At 72.9% G+C, this 13,215-nt stretch carries 13 protein-coding genes; 4 read left to right on the forward strand and 9 right to left on the reverse strand.

Features of this window, described 5'->3' with window-relative positions; genetic code table 11:
* The coding region (gene mshC / locus ACTIDRAF_RS0222445; protein ID WP_052168937.1) for a cysteine--1-D-myo-inosityl 2-amino-2-deoxy-alpha-D-glucopyranoside ligase at nt 1-1,093 on the reverse strand (1,093 nt) is incomplete at its 3' end.
* Nucleotides 1,094-1,221: 128 nt separating this feature from the next.
* Complete coding sequence (locus ACTIDRAF_RS0222450; RefSeq protein ID WP_157163212.1) at nt 1,222-3,411, reverse strand: MMPL family transporter; 2,190 nt, start codon at nt 3,409-3,411, stop codon at nt 1,222-1,224.
* Nucleotides 3,412-3,560: 149 nt separating this feature from the next.
* Here ACTIDRAF_RS0222450 and ACTIDRAF_RS30585 point away from each other — a divergent pair, with 149 nt between their 5' ends.
* Nucleotides 3,561-4,118 carry a MarR family winged helix-turn-helix transcriptional regulator gene (locus ACTIDRAF_RS30585; protein WP_083886584.1) on the forward strand — a complete coding sequence of 186 codons (558 nt, stop codon included), beginning with the start codon at nt 3,561-3,563 and terminating at the stop codon, nt 4,116-4,118.
* Nucleotides 4,119-4,188: 70 nt separating this feature from the next.
* Here the strand turns inward: ACTIDRAF_RS30585 and ACTIDRAF_RS0222465 are convergent, their stop codons facing one another.
* The gene (locus ACTIDRAF_RS0222465) at nt 4,189-4,983 is read right to left on the reverse strand and encodes an SCO1664 family protein (RefSeq protein WP_016700954.1); all 795 of its coding nucleotides are present in this window, start codon (nt 4,981-4,983) and stop codon (nt 4,189-4,191) included.
* 14 nt (nt 4,984-4,997) lie between these two features.
* Nucleotides 4,998-5,576: a DUF3090 domain-containing protein gene (locus ACTIDRAF_RS0222470; RefSeq protein ID WP_026066394.1), complete on the reverse strand. Its 579-nt coding sequence runs from the start codon at nt 5,574-5,576 to the stop codon at nt 4,998-5,000.
* A gap of 118 nt (nt 5,577-5,694) precedes the next feature.
* Between ACTIDRAF_RS0222470 and ACTIDRAF_RS0222475 the strand changes: the two genes are divergently transcribed.
* Nucleotides 5,695-7,674 (forward strand): S9 family peptidase, encoded by a 1,980-nt coding sequence (locus tag ACTIDRAF_RS0222475; RefSeq protein WP_016700956.1) that lies wholly within the window; start codon nt 5,695-5,697, stop codon nt 7,672-7,674.
* Nucleotides 7,671-8,600, forward strand: coding sequence for a S66 peptidase family protein (locus tag ACTIDRAF_RS0222480; protein ID WP_016700957.1), 930 nt, complete (start codon nt 7,671-7,673; stop codon nt 8,598-8,600). The genes ACTIDRAF_RS0222475 and ACTIDRAF_RS0222480 overlap by 4 nt, the downstream gene beginning before the upstream one ends.
* A 79-nt stretch (nt 8,601-8,679) precedes the next feature.
* On the opposite strand, the gene ACTIDRAF_RS0222485 is transcribed toward ACTIDRAF_RS0222480, so the two are convergent.
* From ACTIDRAF_RS0222485 to ACTIDRAF_RS0222500, 4 genes are all read right to left on the reverse strand, one after another.
* A complete protein-coding gene (locus ACTIDRAF_RS0222485) occupies nt 8,680-9,117 on the reverse strand; it encodes an ester cyclase (protein ID WP_016700958.1) in 438 nt (145 codons plus the stop codon).
* 39 nt (nt 9,118-9,156) lie between these two features.
* Entirely contained in the window at nt 9,157-9,720 is a 564-nt protein-coding gene (locus tag ACTIDRAF_RS0222490; protein WP_026066395.1) for a TIGR03086 family metal-binding protein, read from the reverse strand.
* 271 nt (nt 9,721-9,991) lie between these two features.
* Complete coding sequence (locus tag ACTIDRAF_RS0222495; protein ID WP_016700960.1) at nt 9,992-10,357, reverse strand: hypothetical protein; 366 nt, start codon at nt 10,355-10,357, stop codon at nt 9,992-9,994.
* Nucleotides 10,358-10,541: 184 nt separating this feature from the next.
* On the reverse strand, nt 10,542-10,742 hold the full coding sequence (locus ACTIDRAF_RS0222500) for a cold-shock protein (protein ID WP_016700961.1): 201 nt from the start codon (nt 10,740-10,742) through the stop codon (nt 10,542-10,544).
* A 450-nt stretch (nt 10,743-11,192) separates the two neighbouring features.
* Between ACTIDRAF_RS0222500 and ACTIDRAF_RS0222505 the strand changes: the two genes are divergently transcribed.
* Nucleotides 11,193-11,750, forward strand: a complete 558-nt coding sequence (locus ACTIDRAF_RS0222505; protein WP_016700962.1) for a GNAT family N-acetyltransferase — start codon at nt 11,193-11,195, stop codon at nt 11,748-11,750.
* On the opposite strand, the gene ACTIDRAF_RS0222510 is transcribed toward ACTIDRAF_RS0222505, so the two are convergent.
* The coding region (locus ACTIDRAF_RS0222510) for an ATP-dependent helicase (RefSeq protein WP_016700963.1) at nt 11,732-13,215 on the reverse strand (1,484 nt) is incomplete at its 5' end. The two genes, ACTIDRAF_RS0222505 and ACTIDRAF_RS0222510, sit on opposite strands and share 19 nt — an antisense overlap.

Raw genomic sequence — 13,215 nt, forward strand, 5'->3', positions numbered from 1 at the left:
AGGTGCGCACCCGGGCCACGGTGTCGTCGGCGTCGGGTCCGGCGCCGAGAGCGGCTGCTCGACACCACCGGTCGAGCCTGGCCTCGGCCTCCGCGAGCAGGTCGGCCGTCCAGGACCGGTCCGACCGGTAGTGCTCCGCGAGCAGCGCGAGCCGGACGGCCCGGGAGTCGACGCCGTCGGCACGCAACCGGGAGACGAAGACCAGGTTCCCCCGGGACTTCGACATCTTCTCCCCGTCGAGGCCGATCATCCCGGTGTGGCAGTAGTGGCGGGCGAACGGGTGGTCCCCGGTCAGGGCCTCGGCGTGGGCCGCGCTGAACTCGTGGTGCGGGAAGGCGAGGTCCGATCCCCCGCCCTGCACGTCGAAACCCATGCCCAACCGGTTCAGCGCGATGGCGGAGCACTCGACGTGCCATCCCGGCCGGCCCCGGCCCAGTTCGGTGTCCCAGGCGGGTTCGCCCGGTCGTGCCGCCCGCCAGAGCAGGGCGTCCAACGGGTGCCGCTTGCCGGGGCGGTCGGGGTCTCCGCCGCGCTCGGCGAACAACGTGCCCATGGTCGCCTCGTCGTAGTTCGACTCGTAGCCGAAACGACCAGTGGCGAGGTGGTCGAAGTAGATGTCCGGGTACTCGGGGTCGTCCGCCCGGTAGGCGGCCCCGTCGGCCAGCAGCTTGCCCACCACCTCCACGACCTCGGGCACCGCCTCGACAGCGCCGACGAAGTGGTCGGGGGGCAGGACCCGCAGGGCCTCCATGTCCTCCCGGAACAGGGCCGTCTCCCGCAGCCCGAGCACCACCCAGTCCTCGCCGTCCCGCTCCGCGCGTTCCAGGAGCGGGTCGTCCACGTCGGTGACGTTCTGCACGTAGGTCACGTCGACGCCGTTGTCCCGCCAGACCCGGTTGACGAGGTCGAAGGCCAGGTAGGTCGCGGCGTGACCGAGGTGGGTCGCGTCGTAGGGGGTGATGCCGCAGACGTAGAGCCCGGCCGTGCTCCCCGGGGCGGTGGGGCGCACCTCCTGGGAGGCTGTGTCGAACAGGCGCAGCGGCCGCGGGGTTCCCGGCGTTCGCGGGACCGGGGTGGTAGCCCAAGGTTGCATGGAACCGACTGTAAGGACTTCCGCCGACCGGCGGCGGCAGCGGCCCGGTCCGGGCCCGCCGGCGAACGCGGACGGCCCAGCGGTCGACACTTTCCGTGACCACTGGGTCGTCAGGACCGGGGCGCGGGTCAGCCCCCTTCCGCCGGCGGAGCGGCCTTCGAGCCGGCCTCCTCGGTTCGTCGGGCGGCCAACCGGGAGGGCCACCAGATCCGGCGGCCGATGTCGAGCGTGAGGGCCGGCACCAGCAGCGATCGGACCAACAGCGTGTCGACCAGCACCCCGAAGGCGACGAGGAACGCCAGCTGCGCCAGGAAGAGCAGGGGGATCACCACCAGCGCCGAGAAGGTCGCCGCGAGCACCAGTCCCGCAGAGGTGATCACTCCCCCGGTGACGGCGAGTCCGCGCACCGTGCCGAGCCGGGTGCCCTTCGTCACGGACTCCTCCCGGACCCGGGTCATCAGGAAGATGTTGTAGTCGATGCCCAGGGCCACCAGGAACACGAACGCGAAGAGCGGCACCGAGGGATCGGCCCCGGGGAAGTCGAGGACGTGGTTGAACAGCAGCGCGCCGACGCCGAGGGTCGCCGCCAGCGAGAGCACCACTGTCGCGATGAGCAGCAACGGGGCGAGGAGTGCCCGCAGCAGCAGGGCCAGGATCGCGAAGATCACCACCAGCACGATCGGCACGATCACCGCGAGGTCGCGGGTGGCGGTCTCCTGGGTGTCGAGTTGGCTGGCGGTCGGGCCGCCGACCAGCGCGTTGGCGCCCTCGACTCCCGCGAGGACCTCCCGGAGGTCGCGGACGGTGTCCAGCGCGGCGTCGCTGTCGACGGGGTGGTCCAGCACGGCCTCCACGGCGGCACGGCCGTCGAGGACCACCGGGTCGGCCGCCGTGTCTGCCGGGGGGCCCGGGGGCGGCGCCGACGGGTCCGTCGCGCTGAGCACCGCGACCTCGGCGACGCCCTCGACGGACCCGGTCGCGGTGAGCACCTCCTCCAGCCGGTCCGCCTCGGTCACGACGACAGTGGGCAGCCCCGATCCACCCGGGAAGTGCCTGGTCAGCGCCTCCTCACCTGCCACTGACTCGACGCTGGTCAGGAAGACCTCGGTCTCGGAGGTCCCGGTGGCCCGGAGCTGGGGCATGAAGGCGGCGCCCACCAGCAGGACGAGGGTGGTCCCGACCCAGAAGCGCCGCGGCCGGGCGGCCACCACGTCGGCCGTGCGCTGCCAGAGGCCCCGGCGGCCGACGGCCCCGGCCTCGGGCCGGAAGGGCCAGAAGGCCCGACGGCCGAGGAGGACCAGTGCGGCGGGGAGGAAGGTCAGCGCGGCCAGGACCGAGGCCGCGATGCCCACGGCCGCGACGGGGCCGAGGCTGCTGTTCGAGCTGAGGTCGCTGAACAGCAGGCAGAGCAGCCCGGCGATGACGGTGCCGGCCGAGGCGAGCACGGGTTCGACCGTGGCGCGCCAGGCCCGCCGCATCGCCGTCCAGGTGGACCCGGTGGAGCCCAGTTCCTCCCGGTAGCGGGCGACGAGCAGCAGGGCGTAGTCCGTCGCGGCGCCGAAGACGAGGATGAACAGGATGCCCTGGCTCTGGCCGTTGAGGGTGACCCACCCGTTCGTCGCCAGGAAGTGGACGACGACGACCGCGACCACGAGTGCGGAGGTGGACGACACGAGCACGGTCAGCGGGAGCAGGGGGCTGCGGTAGACGATGACGAGGATGACCGCCACGACGCCGGCGGCGACCACCAGCAGCAGGCCGTCGATACCGGTGAAGGCGGCGGTGAGGTCGGCGATGATGCCCGCCGGGCCGGTGAGGTGGACGTCCAGCCCGTCCGGGCGGTCCTGGGCCAGCAGTCGCCGGATGTCCTCGACGACCTCCCTCGGCTCGGCGTCGCCGTCGTTGGCCAGGGGGACGAACAGCCGCGCCGCGTGGCCGTCCTCGGAGGGGATGGGTGGGCTGGGCGGTCCGGCGACCCCGTCCATGCCGGCGATCTCCTCGGACCGTTCGCCGAGGAAGGCCAGGTCGGCCTCGGACAGACCCTCGTCACGTTCGGCCACCACCACGGCCGGGAGGGGCTGGTCACCGGAGATCTCCCGCTGGAACGCGGCCACCTCGGTGGATTCGGCGGTCTCGGGGAGGAACGCGGCCGAGTCGTTCTGCTGCACCTCGGAGAGCCGGCCACCGTAGGGGCCGGCGATCGCGACGACCCCGAACCAGCCCAGGACCAGCAACGCGGGGAGCAACCAGCGCAGCCGGGGTCTCCGCCCCCTCGTCCGCTCGTCATGGGAGGGCGTGGTGGGTCCTGCCGGGCTCATCGGCGTCTCACACATCCCGTCCGCCCGCCGTCGGGCTTCGTAGGCTTGGGCGTTCGGCGGTGGGACGCGTGCGCCCTCCGGCCACCGACCAGTACGACCGGAAGTATTGCTCAGCTCGCTGAACAATTCAGATCTGGAGGTCCGTGAACGTGACGCCCCCCACACCCCCCTCGCCGGACGGCCCCCAGGACGATCCGGCCGGCGCGGTGTCGAGCTGGCCAACGGGACGCCTGCTGTCGGTCGCGGCACGGCTGGTGGAGAGCTCCTGGGAGGAGTACCTCCGCACGCGGGGTCTCACCCACGCCGGCCTGATCGCCCTCCACGTGCTGAGCGAGGACGGCCCCTCCCCCCAACGACCGCTCGCCCGCCGCTGCAAGGTCACCGACCAGACGATGAGCAGGACGGTGGAGGGACTGCGCCGCGCCGGGTACGTACACGTGGCGGCCGACCAGCGGGACCGGCGGCGGATGCTGGTGACGCCCACCGCGGACGGACTGGCGGTGCACGAGGAAGCGCTGGCGGCGGAGCGGTCGGACCCGGCCGTCCTCCGGGGACTGGAGGACTACGAGACGTTCCGGGACCAGCTGCTCCGCCTGATCGGCGCGCTCGGCGGAGCGGGCACCCCACCACCCCTCCCACCGGACCCCGAGCCCACCGGGGATCCTGGCCTCCCCGGCCAGCCGGGCGGCGGAACCGCACGGAGCTGACCAGCAGGGGAGAGCGGCTCTCGGCACCCGGTCCGGCGCCCCTCGTCCACCGGGGCCGATCCGGTCGCGCTCAGAACACCGGCCACGGGATGGGCGGCCAGTCGCCGCTGGGCCCGGGGAAGACCGGGGCCGCGAGCAACTCCGCCGTCCGCCGCCCCACGGCCTGGATCTCCTTGCGGGTCAGGTGCGCGCCGAGCGTGGCGGCCAGGCTCCCGTCGAGGAGCGAGGCCAGCCGGCGAAGGTCCTCCTGGACCTCCGCCGACAGCGGCTCCCCGACCCAGCCCCACAACACGCTGCGCAGCTTGTGCTCGGTGTTCAGGCAGATGCCGTGGTCAACCCCGTAGACGGCGCCGTCGGTGGCCCGCAGCACGTGACCACCCTTGCGGTCGGCGTTGTTCGCCACGATGTCCAACACCGCCATCGTGCGCAGCCGGGGGTGGTCGGCGTGGGCGAGCACGGCGGGGTCACCGAAGCGATCGTGGGCGTGGAGCACCGCCCGCCATCCCTCCGGCAGCCGGTCGGGGGGCACGACGTCCACGAGGGCGTCCTCGGGGGTGGTCTCGATCCACAGCTGCGCCATGCCGGGGCCCAGCGGCCCCTCCCGCAGCACGGTCGGTGGCACCAGGTCCCAGCCCGCCGCCCGGGAGAGCAGGTAGGTGGCCACCTCCCGGCCGGCCAGCGTCCCGTCGGGGAAGTCCCACAGGGCGCGCTCGCCCCGTACCGGCTTGTAGACGCAACTCGCCGTCACGCCGTCCGCGCTGACCTCGCAGAAGAGCGTGGCGTTCGAGGCGTCGACCATCCGGCCGCGCACCTCGAGGTCACCCCGCTCCAGCAGTGCCAGGGCGTCGGCCTCGTCAACCCCCACCTCGCCGAGCCGTTCTACAACCCCGGCAGCGCCGGGTCGCCCCGTCGGTAGCCGTTCTGCCTCGGGCAGATGTGACCGGCCGGGTCGAGGGGCTCCCCGCAGAGCGGGCAGGGCTTCCGCCCCGCGTTCACCACTCGCTCCGCCCGGGCCGCGAACGCCCTGGCCTGGAGAGGGGTGAGGAACACCCGGACGGCGTCCGGCCCCTCCTCGGTGTCGTCGAGTACCACGGACTCGTCGACCTCCTCCTCCGTGATCGCCAACAACTCGATCACGACGGCGTGGGTCTCGGCGTCCCAACCCAACCCCATGGTGCCGACGCGGAACTCCTCCTCCACCGGCACCTCGAGGGGTTCCGTGTCGATGGACTCCTCGGGAGCGTCCGGCGGTACCTCCGCGTCGAAGCGGCGGACCACCTCCTCCAGGAGCGCGCTGATGCGCTCGGCGAGCACCGACACCTGCTGCTTCTCCAGCTGAACGCTGATCTGCCTGACGTCCTCGGACGCCTGGAGGTAGAACATGCGTTCGCCGGGCTGCCCGACCGTGCCTGCTACGAAGCGGTCGGGCTGACGGAATACGTGAATGACACGAGCCATGACACCTCCGACACTAGGCCACCGGGATTCGGACGGCAGCGCCCTCCCCCACATGCTGATCAATCAACACGCTTTCAGCTTCTCCCCCTCCCCGGCCACTCCGGGATAAGGTCCGAATGTGGTAACGATCTCCCGCTACGGCACCTGGACCTCTCCGATCAGCGCGGACGATGCCGCGGCGGCCGGCGGTGGTCCGCTGCTCGCCGACACCCACCGGGAGCAGGTGTGGTGGACGGAGAGCCGTCCCGCCGAGGGCGGCCGGGTCGCTCTGCTGAGAGCGAACACGCCGGGCGACGCCCGCGAAGTGCTCGGTGCGCCGTGGAACGTGCGCAACCGGCTGCACGAGTACGGCGGCCGGCCCTGGGTGGTGTTCGAGCGGGGCGGGGCGGATCTGCTCGCGTTCACCCACTGGACCGACCAGCGCGTCTACCTCCTCGATCTGGACGATCCGACCGCCGAGCCCCGGGCGATCTCGCCAGCGCCGGAGGTCGAACACGGCTTCCGGTACGGCGACCTGGCGGCGGGCCCCGGGGGGAGCGAGGTGTGGTGCGTTCGGGAGACGGTCACCGGGAAGGGCCGGACTGACGTCCGCCGCGACCTGGTAGCCCTCCCCGTCACGGGAGCGGCGGCCGAGGACCTCCACGCCGTCCGCGTCCTCGCGGCCAGCCACCACTTCATGACCGGGGCACGGCCGAGCCCCGACGGGCGCCACGCGGCCTGGATCGGGTGGAACCACCCGGCGATGCCGTGGGACGGCACGGAACTGTGCGTCGCGGACATCGCCGAGTCCGGCGAGCTGTCGGAACCCCGGGTGCTGTGCGGCGGCAGCGGGGAGGCCGTGTGCCAGGCGGAGTGGACGTCCACCGACGCGCTGACCGTCTCCACCGACCCGGACGGCTGGTGGAACCTCTTCCGCCTCGAGCTGGACGGCACCCGCAAGAACCTGGGTCCGGTCCGGGAGGAGTTGGGCGGCCCGCTCTGGCAGGTCGGTGCCCGCTGGTTCGCCGATCTCGGCGACGGCCGCTTCGCGGTCCTGCGGTCCGGTGCGCTCGCCCTGCTGGACTCGAAGACGGGAGCCCTGACCGACCTCCCCGTGGACGTGCGGGACTCGCTGACCAGCTGGGCGGCGACCCTCGCGGTCCGCACCGGGGAGATCGTGGGGGTAGCCTCCGGCCCTCGACGCGGCCGGGCGGTGGTGGCCCTGGACCCGGACTCCGGACGCGTACGGCGCTTCACCGCCGGACCTGGCACCCTGCCCGACGAGCGGTACCTGCCGGTCCCGGAGGAACGGATCCTCACCGGCCCGGACGGTGAGCGGATCCCCGCCTACGTCTACCGCCCCCGCAACCCCGACTTCATGGCGCCCGAGAACGAGCTCCCCCCGTTCCTCGTCCACGTGCACGGCGGCCCCACCGGCCGGGTCTCACCGGTGCTGGACATCGACTTCGCCTACTTCACCAGCCGGGGCATCGGGGTCGTCGCGGTGAACTACGGCGGCTCGACCGGCTACGGGCGGGAGTTCCGGGAACGGCTCCGGGAGAACTGGGGCGTGGTCGACGTCAGCGACTGCGCGACCGTGGCCAGGGCCCTCGGGGCGGAGGGCACCGCCGACCCGCGCCGGATCGCGATCCGGGGCGGCAGCGCGGGCGGGTGGACCACGGCGTCCTCCCTCACCTGCGTCGACACCTACCGCTGCGGAACCGCGATGTACCCCGTCCTCGACCTCGAGGGGTGGGCGAACGGCGGGACCCACGACTTCGAGTCCCGCTACCTGGACGGCCTGGTCGGCCCCTACCCGGAGCAGCGGGATCGGTACTGGCAGCGGGCCCCGATCAACCGCGTCCAGGAAATGCTGGCCCCGCTGCTCATCCTCCAGGGGTTGGAGGACGAGATCTGCCCCGCCGACCAGTGCGAACGCTTCGTCACCGCCCTGGCCCAGCACGGCGTCCCGCACGCCTACCTCGCCTTCGCCGGTGAACAGCACGGGTTCCGCCGGGCGGACACCATCCGCGCCGTCCTCCAGGCCGAACTGTCCTTCTACGGGCAGGTGCTCGGATTCGACACGCCCGGTGTTCCGGAGCTGGAGATCCAGCGGTGAAGGGCGGGGGGAGAACCTGGCCGGACCGGCCGCTGCGGCCCGGTGACCGCGTCGCCGTGGTGGCACCGGCGGGCCCGGTCGCCGAGGAGACCCTGGACCGGGGGTTGGCGACCCTCCGGGGCTGGGGGTTGGAGGTCTCCCTGGGCAAGCACGTCCTGCGCCGCCACCCGGTGCTGGACTACCTCGCTGGAGACGACGTCGACCGTGCCGACGACCTCACCTGGGCGCTGTCGGCCCCTAATGTCCGCGCGGTCCTCTGCGCCCGCGGCGGCTACGGCTCGGCCAGGACCCTGCGCCATCTCGACTGGGGCCGGCTCGAGGGCTGCTCCCCCCGCCTGGTCGTGGGGTCGAGCGACATCACCGTGGTGCACGCCGCGTTGGCGGCCCGGCTCCCGGTGGCCTCGCTCTTCGGTCCGATGGTGGGCACCAGCTACTTCGTGGACCAGCCGGCCGCGCGGGAACACCTCCGCCAGGTCCTGTTCGCCCCCGACGGGCTGGGCCCGCTCGGCCGGGGCTCCGGGATGCCGATCCGGGGTGGCCGGGCCAGCGGTACCAGCTGGGGCGGGACGCTCAGCCTGCTCGCGGCCAGCCTCGACCGACCCGACGTCCCCCGGCCCCCGGACAGCGCGATCGCGCTGTTGGAGGACATCGACGAGGAGCCCTACCGCCTCGACGGCATGCTCACCCAGCTCCTCGCGGCGGGATGGTTCGACGCGGTGGCGGGAGTGGCGCTCGGGTCCTGGGAGCGGTGCGGGCCGCCGGAGCGGGTGCGGGACGTCCTCGCCGACCGGCTGGAACCGCTGGGGATCCCGGTGGCGTGGGAGGTGGGCTTCGGGCACTGCGCCGACCAGGTGACCGTTCCGTTGAACGTACCGGTGCACCTCGACGCCGACGTCGGCGTGTTGACGCTGCCGTCCCGTCCCTGACCCCGAAGCCGTCCACCAGGCACGCCCGCCCGAGGCGGATCAGCGCGCGAGCCGGACGGCGAGGCGAGCCCGCCCCGGATCAGGGCGTCGTCATCCTGACCATCCCGAGCTGGGACAGGCAGCTCAACGCGTCACCATGCGGCCAGTACTCGGCGAACCGGGTGTCGACGGCCCGGAACATGTCCGCGCCCGTGAAGGTCACGAGGGCACCCGGCTCGGCGGTCACACCGGGAACCCCGGCCCGGACGCGCCCCGAGAAACGCCAGACCGCGGACACCAGCGCCCCGTCGACGACGGGCCCGACGAGGAGCTCCGTCCTGACCTCGTCGAACAACGCGGTGGTCTCCCGGACGTTCGCCGCGATGCCCTCGGGGCCGTGGGCATCGCCCCGGGACCAGTGCCCCACCGCGTCCTCGGTGAACAGTTCGCGCGCCAACCCGACCATCCGCTCCGGCGGGGCTTGCCACAACCCGGTCAGCCACCGGTCGTAGCGCGTTGCGAGATTCGTCGTCTCCACTGGCGCGTTCCTTCCCGTCGTCCGCGTACCACGGCGATGTTAGGGACGACGTCCGACAAGCCCGAGGAGCTGCGCCTGGGGATCCGATGCCTGGGACACGGGTACCGGGGGTGCGTAGATACCGGCGGCGCCCCAGTCGTCGATCTCGGGACGGATGACGCCGTCCACCGCCTCGACCAACCCGGAGTCCAAGGTGGTGTCGGCACCGATCCCCTTGGCCAGGTCCCACGCGTGGATGGCGAGGTCGGAGGTCATCTGCCAGCCGTACTCACCGGCGGGGAGATCACCGGAGCTGACGTTCACCCGCCCCTCCAGCGCCCCGGGCCGGAGGAAGGCCTCCCGGGCGGCGGCCGACGCCTCCGCCCAGGACGCCACCGGATCGGCGCCGAGCTGGTCCCCGTCGAAACGGTCGCCGACCTCGGTGACGGTGGCCCCGGCCAGCAGTACCGGCGCCCACCGCTGCTCGGTGACGATGTGGTTCACCAGGTCCCGCACGGTCCACTCCGTGCACGGGGTGGCGTTGGCCCACTGGTCGGAGCTCACCTGCCGGACCCGCCGGTCGAACTCCGCCATCGCCCTGCCGTGCGCGGTGAGCAGGTCCATGATCGTTCTCCCCTCGCCCCGGTCCTCGCCGTCCCGCACCCGGCGGGCTCGTCGGCACGACGGCCCGGCCGTGGCCGGGCCTCGCACCGGGGCTACCCGGCGCCGGAGGGCCGCAACCACCCGGGCGACGTCGGACGGGCCATCTCCGCGCCGAGGGGACGGGCGGGCCGGAGGTGCGTTGGGGGTACGCGCGAGGCCGACGGACCGTGTTCGACGACCACGGACGCGCCGCCCCTGGTGGGGCCCGGAGCGCGGGCAGCCGCACCACGTCTCAGTTCGCGGACTGCCCCTGGCGCCGCCACCGGTTGCCCCGGTTGCTCAACACCGTCTTGAGCAGGCCCGGGTCGTCCACGGAGAGGGTGAGCCGACGTACCGCCACCCGCCGGCCGAGCCGCCGGGCGTGCGCCGGAGCCTCCAGCAGGATCTGCACCACCGAGGTCCGCGCACCCAGCAACCGCACGCCGTCCCGGGAACGCAGGTCCGCCCCGGGGGCCTTGTGGTGCGGAAGTACCCGCACCGCCTGCACGGCGCCGAGCGGGAACGCGGTCCGGAAGAACCGCCCCGCGCGCACGACGACCTGGTGCAGCCCGACGTCCACCCGGCAGCTGCGGGGTGTGGATCCCGTGAGCGTGAGCATCACCTTGCGGCGCCATGTCACGCGGAGTCGAAAACGAACAGCTCCCAGATCCATCCTGCGTTTCACAGCACTCCCCTGGTGACTCTCCCGGCGCACACCACGACTCTACGACGGACGACCATCAGTAGACGTGTGCCCCGGCGAGCAAGAACTCGCCGGGGCACACGCGGTCACACCTTCAGGTTCAGAGCGGACGGACGCGCTCGGCCTGCGGGCCCTTGGTGCCCTGGGTGATGTCGAACTCCACGCGCTGGTTCTCCTCCAGCGTGCGGAAGCCCTGGGTGTCGATGGAGGAGTAGTGGACGAACACGTCCGGTCCCCCGTCCTGGGCGATGAAGCCGAAGCCCTTCTCCGAGTTGAACCACTTGACGGTGCCCTGAGCCATGAACTGTGTCTCCTTGTGAGGGACGTTATCGAGAACCGCACTGCGCGGCTCCCTGGTTGTGACCGTCCCCCGTCATGGACCGGGGCCCACGTACAAAAAACGCCCGCAATGTGGCTCCGCGGGCGTCCAAGAACATGCGAGGAACTGCAACAGCAACCGAGTGCAAGGTTAGCACGCGGCTCCGTGACGGGTAGCGGCCTAACGGGGGAATCTGTCCGCCAGGCATCGTCACCGCATGGGGTGGCGACCGTTCCGACCTGCGAAGAAGGCCGGGCGAACCCGGTCCGCACTTTCGATGGTCGTGTCTGGCGGGGTCGGGCGCGCCGCCGGCCCGGTCGGCGGGTTCCACCTCCATCTCCGACCCGGGTCCGGGCTGGCCAGGCCCTACGTGGGGGGGCCGCGACCCGGTCGAACTCGCCGGCGCCGTCGCCGAGGCGTGAGAATGGCGGCATGAGCAGTGTTCCCGCGGCCCCAGCGCGGTGGGTCATCCGGCCGCACGACGTCCAGGCGGCCGAGTCGGTGGCCGTGCTGCGCGCCTACTACCGGGACATCGTCGACCGCTACTTCCTGGTCAGGCACGGTCGTCCCGCCACCACCACCGAATGGGCGACGGCACTCGCCGACGAGCCCAGCGACGACCTCACTCCCCCGCACGGGCGGTTCCTCCTCGCCCACGGGGCGGGCAGGACGGCCGGGTGCGTGGGGGTGCGGGTGCTCGACCCCCTGACCACGGAACTGACGCGCCTGTTCGTCCTGCCCGACCACCGGGGGCGGGGCTTGGGCGCCCGGCTGCTCTCGGCCGCGGAGGACGCCGCCAGGGAGCTCGGCGCCACCCGGATGAGACTGGACACCCGTGCCGACCTCGTCGAGGCGCGCTCCCTCTACACGAGTCGGGGTTTCCGGGAGATCCCGGCCTACTCGCTCGCCCCGTACTCAGACCACTGGTTCGAGAAGAACCTGGCGCGGCCGGGCACGGCCCCCGGCCGCGGTCAGAGCAGCCGCAGCTGACGCGCCGCCCTGCTGGGTTTCGGGCCGGCCTGCCCGATGCGCTGGTAGACGGCGCCGTCCAGGGCGGACAGGAAGGGTGACGGCACGGCGGGACGGCTCGCGCCGTGGCGGAACCGGTTCGCGGCCGAACTCAGGTAGAGGTGGCGCTGGGCCCGGGTCATGCCCACGAAGAACAGCCGCCGCTCCTCCGCCACCGCCGCCGGGTCCTGCTCCCCCGGTGGTGTGCCGGGCAGGCGATGCGGCACCAGCCCGTCCTCGCAGCCGACCAGGAACACGACGGGGAACTCGAGCCCCTTCGCGGCGTGCAGGGTGAGCAACGCGACCCGTTCGGCCCGCGGGTCCAGCGTGTCGACCTCCACCCCCAGTGACAGCTCGTCCCGGAACCGCGCCAGGTCCGTTCCGCAGCTGGTGGCCAGTCCGCGCAGGAGGTCGACCGCCGTGTCGAGCACGGCCAACCGCTCGGGGCGCTCGCCCTCGGGCACGCGGTCGGCCAGCCGGCGGGCCGCCTCCCGCAGTCGGTCGAGCACGGACGGGGTGGCACCGCCGCCAGAAGGGTCTGGCGCGACGTACCGCAGTTCGTCCACCAGCTCGGCCACGCCAGGGCGTTCCCGCAACCGGTCGTGCGACCGCTTCTGGAAGGGGACACCGGCGGCCGTGAGCGCCTCCACCACCGCTGCCGCCTGCGCGTCGGTGCGGTAGAGCACGGCGATGTCCGAGAAACCCAGCCCCTCGTCACCCTCCCCGGAGGCACGTCCGGAATCGAGCGAGTGGAACGAGGAGCCACCGAGGAGGGTGTCGATGGTCCTGGCGACGAAGGACGCCTCGGCGCGCTCGTCCCCGGCCTGGTGCAGACCGATCCTCGTGGCGGGGAGCGCCGCCGAGGGGTGCAGGGCGCGCCCGGGGACCAGCGTGGTCGGGGCGATGGCCTGCAGTGCCCCGGCGACGATGTGGCGGTTGGAGCGGTAGTTCCTGGTCAGCGACACGGTGTTCGCGCTGGGGAAGTCCTCCCGGAACCGCAGGAAGAAGCGGACGTCAGCCCCTCGGAAGGAGTAGATGGCCTGGTCCGGATCGCCGATCGCGGTCAGGTTCCCCTCGGGGGGAACCAGTGCCCGCAGCAGCCGGTACTGCACCTCGTCGACGTCCTGGTACTCGTCGACCGAGACCCAGGTGTGCCGGGCGCGCACCGAGGAGCGCAGGTCGGGGTCGGACTCCAGCAGCTCGGTGGGGAGGGCCACCAGGTCGTCGAGGTCGACGAGGTCGTGGGAGCGCAGTACGGCCAGGTAGCGGATCGCGAGGTCCACCAGCTCCGGGTCCGGATCGGACCCGGACCGGGGAGCGGCGCCGTCGGGCACCGCCGCCCCGGCGTCACCGTCGCCGGGAGTGCGCGCGGTTGCCCCCGGCGCCACGCCTCCCGACCGCCGGAGCCGGGAGAGCTCGGTCAGCACCGCCCGCGCGCCGCGCGCGT

Origin of the sequence: Actinoalloteichus spitiensis RMV-1378 (assembly GCF_000239155.1) — a bacterium.
In the GTDB taxonomy this organism is placed as follows: domain Bacteria; phylum Actinomycetota; class Actinomycetes; order Mycobacteriales; family Pseudonocardiaceae; genus Actinoalloteichus_B; species Actinoalloteichus_B spitiensis.

Bases quoted from the DNA above. Each gene is read 5' to 3' on its own strand.
- ACTIDRAF_RS0222470 (WP_026066394.1), bottom strand. From the start codon at position 5,576: ATGGCTCGTGTCATTCACGTATTCCGTCAGCCCGACCGCTTCGTAGCA.
- ACTIDRAF_RS0222500 (WP_016700961.1), bottom strand. From the start codon at position 10,742: ATGGCTCAGGGCACCGTCAAGTGGTTCAACTCGGAGAAGGGCTTCGGC.
- ACTIDRAF_RS0222495 (WP_016700960.1), bottom strand. From the start codon at position 10,357: ATGCTCACGCTCACGGGATCCACACCCCGCAGCTGCCGGGTGGACGTC.
- ACTIDRAF_RS0222505 (WP_016700962.1), top strand. From the start codon at position 11,193: ATGAGCAGTGTTCCCGCGGCCCCAGCGCGGTGGGTCATCCGGCCGCAC.
- ACTIDRAF_RS0222490 (WP_026066395.1), bottom strand. From the start codon at position 9,720: ATGGACCTGCTCACCGCGCACGGCAGGGCGATGGCGGAGTTCGACCGG.
- ACTIDRAF_RS0222450 (WP_157163212.1), bottom strand. From the start codon at position 3,411: ATGAGCCCGGCAGGACCCACCACGCCCTCCCATGACGAGCGGACGAGG.